Below are 13546 nucleotides of genomic sequence, written 5' to 3' on the forward strand. Positions count from 1 at the left end.
TATCACCAGCGACCGTTGCCGTTGGTGAGTGCAGTGACGATCGCGATTTAATAGCTGTTTAGTCTAAACTCCAGTAAAATAAGCATAGTAGGATGCAACTAGCGGAGGCATGGATGATGAACGCAGTTATTGCTACTCTTGGCACTGCTCTCGGACTGAGCTCAATTTTTATCGGTTTGACCCCGGCGGTTCTCGCCCAACAAAGACTGCAACCAGCGCCCCAAAATTCGGAAACGACTTTATCTGGGGAGTCGTTGAGGACTGTGGAGGACAGAACCTTAGACTCGGACTACCAAAACTTGATTGGTGAACCTGAAACGGCGGCTAATTCTGCTAGAAGGGAAAGCAGCTTGGGCGACACATTTCGCCTCAAAATCGAGGGCCCATTGGAATTTATCACTACTCCTTCGGACGCCCAGCGTCAAGGAAATCCTTTACCTCCCAAACAAACCGACAGTGGCACAGAAGCAGGAGTTCAACTTCAGCTTGGACTTTAGCAATTTAAAATCAATTGAAGTGAAGCAAACGAGCGATCGCGGGACCTAATTTTTGATTCTCGGAGTAATTGTGACTGCGATCGCTTTTTTATCTGAGTTTTATCACCAGTTTTGTGCGGTTTCCATCACACCTGGTTCTCTATTGTGAACCTAAAATTAGACCAATTAAACTTCCGATACAGACCGATTAGATACAGATCTTTACAATAGCACATAAAACTGGCGGTGAAGGTGATGAGAAAGGCTCAACTGATCGATTATTTGCGGGGAGAGTTGGCAATATCGAATTCTGCCATCGCCGTTGCTCTCCGACACGGTGAACAAGATGCCAGCCAACTGCCTATGGTTCTGTGGCAGTACGGGTTAGTGACATTGGAACAGTTAAACTTGATTTTTGATTGGTTGGAAGCTCAGCCGATTTAGCAATTTAAAATCCTGATTTAAAAAATAGGGATATCGGATTGCACATTTTTGACAAATAAAGCTTGCATAAACAATCGTCGAAAAGTATGGGGTTAAGTCTTGAGGTTGAGGATCGGTCTTATATTTTCCGTTTGGGAAAAACACAAATATCCGGTAGGGACACAGCACTGCTGTGTCCTCTTTTTTTGTTAAGTGTTGAAGTTGAGGATCGGTCTTATCTTTTCCGTTTAAGAAAAACACAAATATCCGGTAGGGACACAGCACTGCTGTGTCCTCATTTTTTTTGCAGACTAAAATAAACTGCTTTCAATCTCTCGAAGAGGCGATCGCAGAAGGCATCAAACAGACGGTATAAAACAAACCCCAGCAACCTTTAGGCTGCCGGGGCTTGTCTTATCAAATTTGGTGGCGGGAAGTGGATTTGAACCACTGACCTTCGGGTTATGAGCCCGACGAGCTACCAGGCTGCTCTATCCCGCGTCGCTTTGTCTCTCTCTAGTAGTTTCCAAAAACAAAACCCTGAAACCTTAAAGATTACAGGGTTCGCTTGAATTTGGTGGCGGGAAGTGGATTTGAACCACTGACCTTCGGGTTATGAGCCCGACGAGCTACCAGGCTGCTCTATCCCGCGTCGTTTTATCTCTTTTCTAATATAAACATATCTTTCTGAAAATTGCAACCCCTAAATCAAAAAAACTTTTTAGATTGTGGGAGGGGTTGCTGAAATCGGATCAGAGTCTCGATCGCCCTAAAGCATCGAAACTTCCCCGATTACCTCCAAGCGCTTGAACTCGCTAAGAGTCAGGTAAGTCTCCGAAAGAGTTTCGGCGATCGTCGGAGTAATCCACCCCAACTGCTTGAGCAAGTGAATCGCCACAGCAAATTGAGCCCGCTTTCCCCCATCCGTCACCTTAATTGCCAAGCCCATGCCTTCGCCAACGCGGCCAATGCACTGCACCCCTTCGGCGCCGGACTTGCTCACCAATTCCCCTTGAGTCAAGCGCATCAGTTCTGTGTCAAATTTGCCCTCACCCGCAACCATCATTGGGTGATGAGTCATAGCGCGGACAATCCGCTCCATCTCCACATTGTCGCCGGAAGCCAACTTAGCGTACAAAGACGCCATTTGCCCCAACTGCAACAGATAGGTAGGAGCACCGCAGTCGTCGCGAGCGCTGATAAACTCTTCGGCAGGCATTGCCAGCAAGTCAGCCACTTTGCCCAAAATAAGCTGTTGGACAGGATGTTTGCGGCGTAAATAATTGTCCAGAGGCCAGTGCAGTTGCTGGCAGACAGCCAGCATTCCCGCGTGTTTGCCGGAACAGTTGTATTGCAGGGCGCTCTTTTTGCCTGCGGGAATGGGGCATTGAAGTTTAGAGGGGTCAATGTCGCAGCGCCACAGGACGTTAAATACCTGGCGCGATTGCTCGATCGTACCTTGATGGGAACTGCAAATAATCGCTAAATCTCGATCGGTCAATTCGTAGCGTTCTAAAGTGCCAGTCCCCGTCACAGCCAAAGCTTGAAAAGGCTTGAGTGAAGAACGGACAAATGAAGCCGTTTCCGAGTTACCAGCAACAGAGAGAACGCGCCCGCGGTTGTCGCAGACAGCGGCCTGGGCGCGGTGCCTCGATTCCACAATACCTTCGCGCAGCAATGTGACTTCCAGTTCGGGAGCTTGGGTTCGTTTTCCCCTTGTCATATCAATTTTAGATTTTAGATTTTAGATTTTAGATTGGGGTTGAGGAAGTTAGGAGTTGCGAGCTGCCAGTTACGAGTTGTAAAGTTAATCTTTCTGCGATCGTTTCTGACTCATGCACCCCGTGTGTGTTGTTGGCTGTGCGCGGCTATCTCAAAACTCAAAACTCCCTTGCATTCCCGATTACAAACAACTCCAAGTTAGTCCCCCGGCAACCAGCAATACTGTCAAACCATAAAATGTCTGCCGCAGACGCCTGAGAATTGGTTCTAGTTGGTAGTTGACAATCAACTGGTCTTGAAGCAAAACTTCGGGAGTTTTAGGCCAAGATTGACAATCGTACCAGCCAGACTCTTCGTAGACGACCGTGGGATTTGAAAGGCGCGATCGCACGTAGAACCAACCCAAGTAGAGTCGCAGCAAAGCTAATCCTAGAATAAAACCGGCACCTGCGGCACCGCACAGGACAAACTTAGCTGGATACTTGACAGGAGCAAAGCTAGAAGCAGCTATCGGCCCAGATACCAAGCAACTCCAAGCCCACACCCAAGCTAGTTTTGCCAGGTATCCGGGCCAATTGAGTGTTACCCAGCTAAAAAACCAGGATTCTTTAAGTTCTTGGTATTCATTGATGGGTCGCTGTTCTTGCGGAACCGGACAAATAGAAGCAGAAACGTCTTTCACATTAGCCATCCTCACGGCGCGGGGGAAAAGTCAATGCGTTCGGCGTGTCCCCAGAACGCTTCTAAATTGTAGAATTCGCGCTCTTGAGGCTTCAAAATGTGAATAATCGCGTCGCCGTAGTCCATGACGACCCAACTTGCGTCTGATAGCCCTTGTGTACGCAGTGGCAAGCGTTGCCACTCTTCTTCCACTTGGTCTGCTATCGCTTGGGAGATGGCTCGTACCTGCACATTGGAAAACCCGGTGACGATCGCAAAGTAGTCTGCCAAAAAGCATACTTCTGACACCCGGAGCAATACAATATCTACTGCTTTGCGGTCATCGGCTGCTTGGGCAACGGTCATGATCAGGCCACGGGCTTCGTCTTGGGAGGTGCCGTCCGTTGCTGTAGACTGGGCCCTGGAGTATTCGAGTTGAGTTAGATCTGACATTAAGTGTTTAATTTCCTAATTGATAGGGGTTCGGGGGAATGGGTGCGCTTTGGCCATCGGTTGTTGGCTGTTTGAGACGGGAAGTAGGAGTTAGGCTGAAGCCAAAAGTAAGGACAGGATTGCTGGTAAATTTTACTTTTAACTTGTGATTTGTTCGATCGACTTCCCCGTCGAATTTCCTGTTACCTGCGATTCGCGGGCCATTTGCAGCGCCCAATTGCGCGTAAGTACGGTGCGGGGGTGGATGTAGCAGCGAGTTTCTAGCAAATATTTAAGAGAATAATCGCTACTTTGCCACACGGCTGCATAAAGATTTTGCAAGCTTGCCTCGCGCAGAGCTTCTAGTTGGGCTGTGTTGCCGCGGCTCGGCTCTATGCTATCTGCTACAAATACGGTACAACTGAGCTGACTCATGTTTGGTCGGCCGAGGGTGTGATTGGCGATTGCGTCCAAAATTTCTCGATCGACTACCCCGAATTCGTCTCTGGCGACGATCGCGCTCGCGTCTGCGTGCAGCAAATGCGGGTTTGCTTCCAATACTGAGTCTAACTCTAAACCTTCCGCCCTTGCCATTTGCAGCAGCAGTGGAGGTTTGAAGTATTTTGCCAAATCGTGCAACAAACCGGCCGATCGAGCTTTGGCTTCGTCGAGGCCGTAATGGCGAGCCAAGTCACCTGCTGTCTGTTCGACTCCGAGGATATGTGTGATGCGGGCAGCAGGAACGCGCTCAGAGAGCCAAGCTAGGATGATTTCGCGCGCGGGTGCAAGTGTCAAATATTAACTCCGAAATTGTGTGATATCTAGTATTTTAGCGTTTTGTTTCGATCGGCTGCTGCGTCGTCTGACAGGGGTGCGGTGACATCTGGGATGGGGAGAGGTGAAGGAGGCGATCGGCTCTACCCGAGCAATTCAAAGATGTGATAAAGTGAGGGTCTGTAACTACAAATTGTAGTTACAATATCTAGTGACAATCAAGGTATAGAATTTGAGTGGGATGAGACTAAACGTCTTACCAACCTTAGCAAACATGGAATTGACTTTATCGATGTTCCATTAGTTTTTGATGGAGAAATCGTAACAGTTGAGGACGAACGATTCAGTTATGGGGAGCAAAGGTTTGTGACTTTTGGTTTGTGTTGCAAGGGCGAGTAGTCGCTATCGTCCATACAGAACGAGAGGAATGTACCCGCATTGTTTATGCTAGAAAAGCAAACAAATATGAACAACGAATTTACTTCGAGCAAATCTCAAACTGACTGGGAACGTCTAGATGCCATGACTGATGAAGATATTGATTTCTCTGATTGCCCTGAAATTACGCCTGAAATGTTCGCTAAAGCCGTAGTTCGGCGAGGCTTGCCTAACCCTAAGACTAAAGCTCAAGTGACTTTACGCATTGACAGTGATGTTTTGGAGTGGTTTAAATCTCAAGGTCGTGGTTATCAAACTCAGATCAACGCCTTACTAAGAGAATACATGAAAGCCCATCAATAATGGATTTGCTATTTTTTGTAATTATTTCATTTATTCTACTTTTAGTGAGTGCCCTCAAAAGTTATTTTATAGTTGCTCCACTTCTGGCTTCGATGGTAATTTTGATTGCCGTTTTGTTGAGAAGAGGATTTCCGCTAACAAGCTTGATAGAAATGGCTGTTACTGGCAGTCAAAAATCTTTTTCAGTAATCGGTATTTTACTTTTAATCGGGGCTGTGATGGCTGTCTGGATGGCTGCGGGGACGGTTCCGGTTCTCGTATATTGGGGAATTAAATTGATTAGCCCTCAGTATTTTATCTTTTCGGCGTTTATCTTAACTAGCATTGTTTCTGTGCTGCTGGGAACTTCCTTTGGGACTGCGAGCACGATCGGCATTGCGTTAACGATCGCGGCACGCGGCAGCGGTGTCAATCCCAATATGATTGCGGGGGCAATTGTTGCCGGAGCTTATTTTGGCGATCGGTGTTCTCCGATGTCTTCGAGCGCTAATTTGATTGCCATCATTACCAAAACCGAAATTTATACTAATCTCAAAAACATGACCGTGACAGGCTTATTACCGCTGATAGTTTCCAGCCTCTTGTATTTAATTTTATCTTTTTTAAATCCCGTAGAACTTTCGGGCAACAATTTGGCTTTGGAACTAGGCACCGCCTTCAATCTTAACTCGATAACTTTGCTGCCAGCCTTGACAATTCTCATCCTTTGTGTGCTGCGAGTCGAAGTCAAAATCGCGATGGCTGTTAGTATAATTGCTGGAAGTGCGATCGCCATTTTCGTTCAAGGTTATTCGCCGATCGACATTCTGCAATTCGCGCTCACCGGATTTAAGTTAGAATCAACTTCTAGTTTAAAAGATATTGTGGCGGGAGGAGGCATTTTGTCGATGCTCAAAGTTTCAACAGTTGTGATTGTATCGACAGCCTTTGCCGGCATTTTTGCGGGGACGAGAACGCTAGAATTTATTGAAGTGTATCTAAACAAAGCTCGAACGAGAGGCGATTTATTTTTAGGGACGACAGTAATTAGCATTTTATCAGCAGCATTTGGCTGTACCCAAACTATCGCAATTCTCCTGACTCATCAGTTAGTAGAAGAAAAATACCGAAAAGATGGATTAGATGATTATCAACTCGCTGTAGACTTGGAAAATACCGCTGTTGTGATTTCTCCATTAATCCCTTGGAATATTGCCGGATTAGTGCCTGCAACTGTCTTGAGTGTGAATTCAGATTTTATCCCTTATGCCTTTTATTTATATCTCATTCCCTTATTTAACTTAATTCAAACGAAGCTGCTTAAACATTCTCATAAAAATCACCCCCACTAAATGAATAAGAGAATGTCACTCGGTTATTTTTTTGCAGTAATTGCGACTGTTATTTGGGCGGGAAACTTCATCGTTGCTAGAGCTTTGAATCAGGATATTTTGCCGTTCGGTCTAGCTTTCTGGCGATGGGCGATTGCTGTGGCAACTTTGGCTCCATTCACCGTGCGGGCGGCCGTTTCTGACTGGAAATTGATTCAAAAATATCTCCCTTACTTGACTGTATCGGCGCTGTTAGGCGTGACTGCTTTTAACACTTTGATTTACGTTGCCGGTCACACAACTCTGGCGGTGAATATGGCGTTAATTGCCACTTCTTCTCCGGTTTTTATTGTACTTATGTCTCGTTTTTTTTACGGAGAACTTATCTCGTTAACGCGCGCTGTCGGCATTGCGATCGCCGTCAGCGGTGTTGTATTGTTAATCGCGGGAGGCTCGTTAGAAAGGCTGCTGAGCATTTCCTTTGCGATCGGCGATCTGTATATGTTGCTAGCATCTATCATCTTTGCTGGCTACACTATGCTAGTAAAGCGCAAGCCACCCAACCTGCGGATGACAACTTTCACTTTATGCACTTTTAGCTTGGGGCTGTTGTTTTTATCGCCCTTCTATGCACTGGAATGTTGGATTTATCACCCTGTGGTATTCAATCGTTCGATCGCCCTGGCGTTACTTTATGTAGGGGTTCTTTCGTCGGTGGTGGCGTTTCTAGCGTGGAATCAGGCGATCGCCCTCATTGGCCCGAACCGCACGGCCTTAATCTATTACCTGATTCCGGTTTTTAGCGGTATTGCTGCGCGGCTGTTTCTCGGTGAAGCGATTTCGTGGGTGCATATTTTTAGTACGTTGGCGATCGTCTGCGGCATTATTATTACTAACCGCACAGAACCAAGCCTTGCAGAAATTAGCAACAGACAGAAAGAATGATATGATGTACGCACCTTATTTCATATCATGTCCGGTTAATGACTATAATAAAATTGTTGGCGATCGGCAATGGGCGGGATTTGAGGACTTCCGTCACTACAAAGTTAATGATAATTCTTTAACCGGACACTTCTGGTCAGTCACCTCCCAGTCAAGATTTCGCTCACAATTCCGGTTGAATTCCAGCCGATCGCAACTGCGCCCGCAATTGCTCTAATTCTTGTTCTGCTCGATCGGCTCTTTGCTGTTCTACATCGGCCCTTTGGTGTTCTACATCGGCTCTTTCAGATCCCGCCAACAGCAAATTCCCTTCACTGTCCCACCAGCGCAACCAAGGCAAATCTACATTTTGATACCTTCCTTGCCAAATTCCCAATTCAACTCCCAACGGTTCAATCGGATAATGACCGCGTTCATTTACAGCAACCAATCGATACCTATTTTCCATCAGATAATAGACTTCTACACTCGCCTTGCTTACCTCATAAATGCCATAAAATGCCGGACGGATGACATTTTCATAAATCCAGAATTTACCCGGCTTAGTTTCCTGTTGACCGGAACGCAATAAAGGCGTTCTGTCCCGTTCTTGGGCACCATTGCCCGATACAAATTCTAACACAATTAACGGTGCAATCAATTCTTGCCACATCACATAAGAACGGCGCAATTGACCGTCAATGGTTGGCGGGACATCGGGCACATAAAACCAATCTGGTGCTTCTGCACCCCGTTCTAGCGGGTCAGTTAATCGCCAATAAATCCCGCTGTCTTGACCGATACAGTAGTTAGCGTCTGGATGAATTCTTTCGAGGACGGGAGTAATTGAATCGGTTAACAGAATGCTTTGGGGATGTTCTTGAAAATTTTTCACAAAAGTACCGTCTGATTCTGGTAGCTGAGTGTGGTCAGGCCAGCCTGTAGGGTTGTTTTCTACATTCAGGGTGAATTTCATAATATTTTGGGAAAAAGGTAATTGGGAAAAAGGTAATTGGGAATTGGGAAAAAGGGAATTGGGAAAAAGGGAATTGGGAAAAAGGTAATTGAGAATTGGGAAAAAGGTAATATCAAATCGAGTTTAACTACCCCCTTAATTCTTTAGTCTCTTAGATAGGGATGAAAGGTTGTGTAGGAGCGGTTTCAACCGCTTATCTTATTTTGGCAGCGGTGCCAATATTTTCTCAGCATGACTCGCTGCCACCGCCGCAAATAAAGCCTCATAATGATTCAAAGCTTCCTCAAATCCGTAATTCTCCACAGCATAATTTCGGCCTTGCTCGCCCAACGCATCCACCTTAGCAGGGTGCAAGTACAAATCCTCAACAGCATCAGCCAAAGCCTGCGAATCTTCCGGCGCTACCACCACCCCGCCACCGCTTTGCTGCACTGCTTTCTGGGCCGTACCAGTTTCTGGAACCGACGCCAAAATTGCCCGACCGCTGGCGAGAATTACTTGAATTTTTGAAGGCATATTGAAGTTAGTAACGCGGCGCTTTTGTACTACTAAACTAACATCAGCAGCAGCTAACAATTCGGGCAATTTTTCTCGCGGTTCAAATGGCAGCAACATTACATTATTAGCTTTGTAAGTTTCGCAATCTTGTTGCAAGCGGGCGAGTGCTGTTAATTCCCCCACAATTACAAAAGCGATTTCGGGTATATGTTTCAAACGAGCCGCGGCTTGGACAACTGTTTGCAAGCCTTGAGTGAGGGCAATATTCCCAGCATAGAGAACGACAAATTTGCCCTGGAGTTTGTGAGTTTCTCGAAATGAGTTATTTTCTTTGGGTAAGGGGCGAATGAAATTAACATCAACCCAATTGGGAACGCAAACTATTTTGTCCGGGGGTACTCCCTGAGAGTGCAATTTTTTGATAAAACCGCTGTCGATGACGCTGACTTGGCTGGCTGTGCTGTAGGCCAATTTTTCCAAAGCGTCAGCAATGCGAACTAGCAGTCCATTTTTTTTGACCAAGCCGACGCGCACGGCTGCTTCTGAGACGATATCCTGAACGTTGAGGACGATCGGGCAAGCGCGAATCCAGCCGTAAAAGGCGACTGGGACGCAAATCGGTAAAGGGGGCATGGTCGAGAAAATTACGTCGGGACGCCAGCCTCTGAAGGCTTGGACTGCGCTGGAGACGACAAAACTGCCGTCTAGCAAAAGTCGGTCTAGGAGGGTGGGGTGGGGACCGTTGACGCGCAGATAGCTGCGCTGAATTGTGACGCCGTTGTGTTCTTCGGTGAGGTAAAATTTGCCCTCATATTGCGGATAAATCCGGCGCTGCGGATAGTTGGGCATTCCTGTGACGACTCGGACTTGGTGCCCCCGCTTGACTAAGCCTTGCGCTAGTTCTGTCATTAGGGGGGCAATGCCGATCGGCTCTGGATAGTAGTTATAGGAATAAATTAGAATACGCATAATATTTATTTTGAAGCAAATTGTCCTGCAGCCGCGTGCATCGAGCCTACACCCGCAGAATTGCAGAGGATTTGGTTGGGTTCCCGGTAGGACAATAGGGGGCGAGGGGATCTTCCACTCCTTGCGAAAGCCGCCCTGACCGGGCGGGTATCGCGCCCTCAGGTAATGTTTTTTCGCATTACCAGGCAGTTGCGGCGATCGTCGGTACGGATATACCGAAGGTCGTCTGTGAGCTTGTACATGAACACCAATCCCCTTTCTCCTTCTCTGTCCAAAGGATCGCGCTGCTCTTGCATGATCGAGTGCAGCTTTGCTTCTAAGTTGAAGGGTTGACCCCTGTCCCAAATCCTAATTTCTAAGTAATCAGCAAACACTTTTACCTCAATGTCTATGGGCGTCGCGGGCGGCAAGTTCAGGTGAGCGTGGCGGACAGCGTTTGTAAAGCCTTCGTTGATTATCAGGCGGCACTGCCACCAGAAATCCGCTGGTATCATGGGCAAAACGATATTCTCCAACCATTCCAAAACGGATGTTAAAGCATTCAGGTCTGTTTCAACCTGCAGGTGCCACTCGGCCTTTGGTTGCTTGTCTTTCATCTTTCTTCCCCCTGGTCGGCCCCCACCACCGCTGTACTCAGCGGGGGAGGGAGAGAAAAAGGAGGGCAAGGTCTTGGCAACATATTAGTTAAGTCAAGCTTGAGTTGAAGAAGCCCGTTTTGCCTCAAGGTGAGCATTCCTTTCGCACCATTTACTCGCACAGCAAATGAGAGACTTCCGATACTGTAACCCGCCTCGGTAGGGCGTTTAAATAGGGATAATTCCCGAGTCAGCTTGCGAGGCAGTGATTTAAGCTTCGACCGTGTTAGCAGTCGCTACTTTTCTAAACACAGGTGAGTTCTTCTCGTCCTCGAAAATCATGCTGGGATCATTCGAGTATGAGCTCGAACTCGCAAGCTGCTAATTATTAATGCTCTGAATGCAGAGCTGGCAACTAGCTGTGCATTTTCTGGGCGTGTGAATTTTAACACTTAATGCTAACGTAGGTATCGCTAGCGATCGTCTGCTTGACTAAGTATCAAGTTCGAGTTCCCGCCCCTCGTCGGCAACAGCACCTCAAAGTTCAGCGGTGGGTTGTTGAGGGTTCCTACACAGCGCCACTATTTTTGTTAAACAGGACTGTTACAGTTTTGACAATTAGTTTGAGGTCATACACCAGGCTCCAGTTTTGTTGGTATTTTAAATCTAAACGGATGACATCTTCAAAATCGCGGACTTGAGAGCGACCGTTGACTTGCCATTCCCCTGTCATCCCGGGTTTGACATCCAAACGCTGCCACTGAGGGACTTCGTAGCGCTCAACTTCGTCTGGGGTAGGCGGTCTAGTGCCGACTAGACTCATTTCGCCTTTGAGCACGTTCCAAAACTGGGGCAGTTCGTCGAGGCTGGTTTTGCGTAAGATGCGCCCGACTTTGGTAATCCGCGGGTCGTTGTCATTTTTGAAAAATGCGCCAGAAGCCTGGTTTTTGATTTGGGCTTTCATAGCTTCGGCGTTGGTACACATCGATCGAAATTTCCAAATCCGAAATTGTCTGCCCATCCAGCCACAGCGGGTTTGACCGAAAAATATCGGGCCTGGATCGTTGATAGTGATAGCTGCTGCTATGGGTACGAGCAAAATTCCTGTAATTATCAAACCGACGATTGCCCCAACGATATCTATCAGCCGCTTCACCCACGATTGCACTGAGGGGTGCGTCATCGGTAGCTGATTGTCCGAGGGGTTGGTCTCTGTGGGAGTTGAGGTTGCAGAGGGCTGCTCGATCGTCAGCACTTGATCTAGGCTGGTGAGAGCAAATACTGCCATCACCTGCGGCTTGAGGCTTCGGAGCACCAAGTCGCTATCTCGCTGTTTGGCAAATTTCAGATTACTGACTAAAGCACCGATCCCGCTACTGTCTATGAATGTCGTCTGACTGAAGTCTAGGACAATTTTGCTGGGAACGGTGCTTCCAGAGAAAAGTTGCTGGCAGGTTGTCTTGAAGTTTACGGCTTCAAGTACGCTCAAGCGCACGGGTATGTGAACTGAGGGAATCTCGTCCAAGTACGTAACCCGAAAATCTGCCTCTGGGGTGTGACTGACCATGAAGTCCTAGTTTCAAATTTCAAGCTGATGTCTTTAGCCTATTCTGTCCTAGCAACTCCTGCTTAGGCTAGCTTTATAAAAACTTTATAAAGCTAGCCTGCAAACTCGCCCGCCGAGAGTGATATCAAAGGCAAAAATAGACTTGAGTCTACCAGTGCCAGTTTGGGCCCAAAGATTTTTGAACGCAGTCGCTGCCAAACTTTGACATCGGAATCAAGATTTTTGTGGATTCAGGCCGATTAATCTGGTCGTTAATAATTTTCGTGCCTGTCTTGCACCGGGCCACCGCAGTTAACAGTTAACAGCTAACACAGAAGTCAACAGTTAACCGTTAACTGGAAAACCCCCGTAACCAGCGTCGGGGGATGAGGTTAAGAATTGTAGACGTTTTCTGACTGGGAAGTTTCGCGGGTGATGGGTTTGACTTTGGCTTTGGCTTTGGCTGCGTTGCGTTTGAGGGCCTGGAGACGAGCTTCGTATTTAGCCCGCTGCTGTTTTTTGGAGGTTTGCTCGATTAAGGTTTTTAAGGCGCTGCCGAGGCTTTTGTAGGCGTTTGGGAGAGTGTAGCCGAAGCGGGTGGCTAGGGCTAGGGCTTTTTCGTCGGCGTCTACTGCTTCTTTTAAACTTTTCTCTCCGTTGTTTTTTTGGAAAAGTCTCCAGCCGGAGACGCCACACAGGGATAGGGCTAGTAACAGCAGCAAGCCGTCTTGCACCCAAAGTTCGCCGACGGCGCCACCTAAACCAATGGCGAGGGCTGCCATTTCCCAACCGTCTCTGGGGATGGTGTCGTTTTGGATTCTGGCGACTTCGTGCCAAAATAGGAGGTTCCGCTGATCCATTGCTAGCTGTTCCCAGCGGATCAGGTCTATTTGGATTTCTACCTGGTCTTTGCCTATTTCTTCGCTCCGGATCAGGGTAGGATTAACTTCTATTGTTTTTTCTACTGTTACCCAACTTTGGAGTTCTGGGGGCAGTATGTTTTTCAAGCGCCGGATCTCACTCATCTCGGCTCTTGCTGTAGAGGTTGCATAGGATGTCATAGCTCCGGCCTATTAATTTTCCAAAGGTTAATATGTGTCTATTTTTGGAGTATAGCAAACCTTTAATGCAAATTTAGTCTAGCAACGGGGGTCGATCGACCAATACTTGCAATTTTAGTTTATTTTAGTCTGTGGGGGCGATCGCAACTGCCGACTCGATCATTTCCTTTGGAGTATTTGAGCGACGGACTGACACTCATCTAAGGGATACAGTACCACTTATCCTACTGCTATTTCTGGCTTCTGCTGTGATAATCTTTTTCGGCAAAGACAGCGTTTTTTGTGGATAAGTTATCGCTGTTTTCTCAATTTTTATACCTGGGCTTTCTGCCAGGTTAATTAACCGCTTTCAATATTCGATAGTAACTTGACCAGGATTTAAATATCAATACTCCGGACAGTTTTTAAGCAGCCAAAGTACCATAAGACAAGACTGAAGAAAGATTAGGATGGTTTAAA

15 protein-coding genes and 2 tRNA genes are annotated in these 13546 nt (G+C 47.1%); 6 read left to right on the forward strand and 11 right to left on the reverse strand.

Going from position 1 to position 13546, the window contains the following annotated elements; translation table 11 throughout:
- Positions 1–113 precede the first annotated feature (113 nt).
- On the forward strand, positions 114–497 hold the full coding sequence (locus QUA70_RS26625; protein WP_333350845.1) for a hypothetical protein: 384 nt from the start codon (positions 114–116) through the stop codon (positions 495–497).
- A 234-nt stretch (positions 498–731) separates the two neighbouring features.
- The gene (locus QUA70_RS26630) at positions 732–920 is read left to right on the forward strand and encodes a DUF2949 domain-containing protein (protein ID WP_333109072.1); all 189 of its coding nucleotides are present in this window, start codon (positions 732–734) and stop codon (positions 918–920) included.
- A 403-nt stretch (positions 921–1323) separates the two neighbouring features.
- On the opposite strand, the gene QUA70_RS26635 is transcribed toward QUA70_RS26630, so the two are convergent.
- The 6 genes from QUA70_RS26635 to yqeK all read right to left on the reverse strand — a co-directional run bounded on the left by QUA70_RS26635 (position 1324) and on the right by yqeK (position 4508).
- Positions 1324–1400, reverse strand: a tRNA-Met gene (locus QUA70_RS26635).
- A gap of 74 nt (positions 1401–1474) precedes the next feature.
- A tRNA-Met gene (locus tag QUA70_RS26640) sits at positions 1475–1551 on the reverse strand.
- Between the two features lie 117 nt (positions 1552–1668).
- Positions 1669–2622, reverse strand: coding sequence for an asparaginase (locus QUA70_RS26645; protein WP_333350843.1), 954 nt, complete (start codon positions 2620–2622; stop codon positions 1669–1671).
- A gap of 180 nt (positions 2623–2802) precedes the next feature.
- Entirely contained in the window at positions 2803–3312 is a 510-nt protein-coding gene (locus QUA70_RS26650; RefSeq protein ID WP_333329385.1) for a CGLD27 family protein, read from the reverse strand.
- A 2-nt stretch (positions 3313–3314) separates the two neighbouring features.
- On the reverse strand, positions 3315–3734 hold the full coding sequence (gene rsfS, locus QUA70_RS26655) for a ribosome silencing factor (RefSeq protein ID WP_333329382.1): 420 nt from the start codon (positions 3732–3734) through the stop codon (positions 3315–3317).
- Positions 3735–3872: 138 nt separating this feature from the next.
- Positions 3873–4508 (reverse strand): bis(5'-nucleosyl)-tetraphosphatase (symmetrical) YqeK, encoded by a 636-nt coding sequence (yqeK, locus tag QUA70_RS26660; RefSeq protein WP_333350842.1) that lies wholly within the window; start codon positions 4506–4508, stop codon positions 3873–3875.
- Positions 4509–4775: 267 nt separating this feature from the next.
- Here yqeK and QUA70_RS26665 point away from each other — a divergent pair, with 267 nt between their 5' ends.
- From QUA70_RS26665 to QUA70_RS26680, 4 genes are read left to right on the forward strand one after another with little or no spacing between them, the layout of a single operon-like run.
- Positions 4776–4886 carry a hypothetical protein gene (locus tag QUA70_RS26665; protein ID WP_333410747.1) on the forward strand — a complete coding sequence of 37 codons (111 nt, stop codon included), beginning with the start codon at positions 4776–4778 and terminating at the stop codon, positions 4884–4886.
- A 45-nt stretch (positions 4887–4931) separates the two neighbouring features.
- Positions 4932–5228, forward strand: coding sequence for a BrnA antitoxin family protein (locus QUA70_RS26670; protein ID WP_333350840.1), 297 nt, complete (start codon positions 4932–4934; stop codon positions 5226–5228).
- Positions 5228–6559, forward strand: coding sequence for a Na+/H+ antiporter NhaC family protein (locus QUA70_RS26675; protein ID WP_333410745.1), 1332 nt, complete (start codon positions 5228–5230; stop codon positions 6557–6559). The genes QUA70_RS26670 and QUA70_RS26675 overlap by 1 nt, the downstream gene beginning before the upstream one ends.
- Positions 6560–6571: 12 nt before the next feature.
- Positions 6572–7483, forward strand: coding sequence for a DMT family transporter (locus tag QUA70_RS26680; protein ID WP_333329372.1), 912 nt, complete (start codon positions 6572–6574; stop codon positions 7481–7483).
- A gap of 163 nt (positions 7484–7646) precedes the next feature.
- Here QUA70_RS26680 and QUA70_RS26685 read toward each other — a convergent pair whose 3' ends face one another.
- The 5 genes from QUA70_RS26685 to QUA70_RS26705 form a co-directional block, all read right to left on the reverse strand.
- Positions 7647–8438: a Uma2 family endonuclease gene (locus tag QUA70_RS26685; RefSeq protein WP_333329369.1), complete on the reverse strand. Its 792-nt coding sequence runs from the start codon at positions 8436–8438 to the stop codon at positions 7647–7649.
- 198 nt (positions 8439–8636) lie between these two features.
- Positions 8637–9905, reverse strand: a complete 1269-nt coding sequence (locus QUA70_RS26690; protein ID WP_333329366.1) for a WcaI family glycosyltransferase — start codon at positions 9903–9905, stop codon at positions 8637–8639.
- A 158-nt stretch (positions 9906–10063) separates the two neighbouring features.
- Positions 10064–10501 (reverse strand): ATP-binding protein, encoded by a 438-nt coding sequence (locus QUA70_RS26695; RefSeq protein WP_333329363.1) that lies wholly within the window; start codon positions 10499–10501, stop codon positions 10064–10066.
- A gap of 547 nt (positions 10502–11048) precedes the next feature.
- Complete coding sequence (locus QUA70_RS26700; protein ID WP_333329360.1) at positions 11049–12047, reverse strand: sugar transferase; 999 nt, start codon at positions 12045–12047, stop codon at positions 11049–11051.
- 371 nt (positions 12048–12418) lie between these two features.
- Positions 12419–13087, reverse strand: coding sequence for a DUF3318 domain-containing protein (locus tag QUA70_RS26705; protein WP_333141663.1), 669 nt, complete (start codon positions 13085–13087; stop codon positions 12419–12421).
- Between the last annotated feature and the right edge of the window lie 459 nt (positions 13088–13546).

Origin of the sequence: Microcoleus sp. LAD1_D5 (assembly GCF_036702115.1) — a bacterium.
Taxonomy (GTDB): Bacteria; Cyanobacteriota; Cyanobacteriia; order Cyanobacteriales; family Microcoleaceae; genus Microcoleus.

Bases quoted from the DNA above. Each gene is read 5' to 3' on its own strand.
- QUA70_RS26625 (WP_333350845.1), top strand. From the start codon at position 114: ATGATGAACGCAGTTATTGCTACTCTTGGCACTGCTCTCGGACTGAGC.
- QUA70_RS26630 (WP_333109072.1), top strand. From the start codon at position 732: ATGAGAAAGGCTCAACTGATCGATTATTTGCGGGGAGAGTTGGCAATA.
- QUA70_RS26645 (WP_333350843.1), bottom strand. From the start codon at position 2,622: ATGACAAGGGGAAAACGAACCCAAGCTCCCGAACTGGAAGTCACATTG.
- QUA70_RS26650 (WP_333329385.1), bottom strand. From the start codon at position 3,312: ATGGCTAATGTGAAAGACGTTTCTGCTTCTATTTGTCCGGTTCCGCAA.
- rsfS (WP_333329382.1), bottom strand. From the start codon at position 3,734: ATGTCAGATCTAACTCAACTCGAATACTCCAGGGCCCAGTCTACAGCA.
- QUA70_RS26670 (WP_333350840.1), top strand. From the start codon at position 4,932: ATGCTAGAAAAGCAAACAAATATGAACAACGAATTTACTTCGAGCAAA.
- QUA70_RS26675 (WP_333410745.1), top strand. From the start codon at position 5,228: ATGGATTTGCTATTTTTTGTAATTATTTCATTTATTCTACTTTTAGTG.
- QUA70_RS26680 (WP_333329372.1), top strand. From the start codon at position 6,572: ATGTCACTCGGTTATTTTTTTGCAGTAATTGCGACTGTTATTTGGGCG.
- QUA70_RS26685 (WP_333329369.1), bottom strand. From the start codon at position 8,438: ATGAAATTCACCCTGAATGTAGAAAACAACCCTACAGGCTGGCCTGAC.
- QUA70_RS26690 (WP_333329366.1), bottom strand. From the start codon at position 9,905: ATGCGTATTCTAATTTATTCCTATAACTACTATCCAGAGCCGATCGGC.
- QUA70_RS26695 (WP_333329363.1), bottom strand. From the start codon at position 10,501: ATGAAAGACAAGCAACCAAAGGCCGAGTGGCACCTGCAGGTTGAAACA.
- QUA70_RS26700 (WP_333329360.1), bottom strand. From the start codon at position 12,047: ATGGTCAGTCACACCCCAGAGGCAGATTTTCGGGTTACGTACTTGGAC.
- QUA70_RS26705 (WP_333141663.1), bottom strand. From the start codon at position 13,087: ATGACATCCTATGCAACCTCTACAGCAAGAGCCGAGATGAGTGAGATC.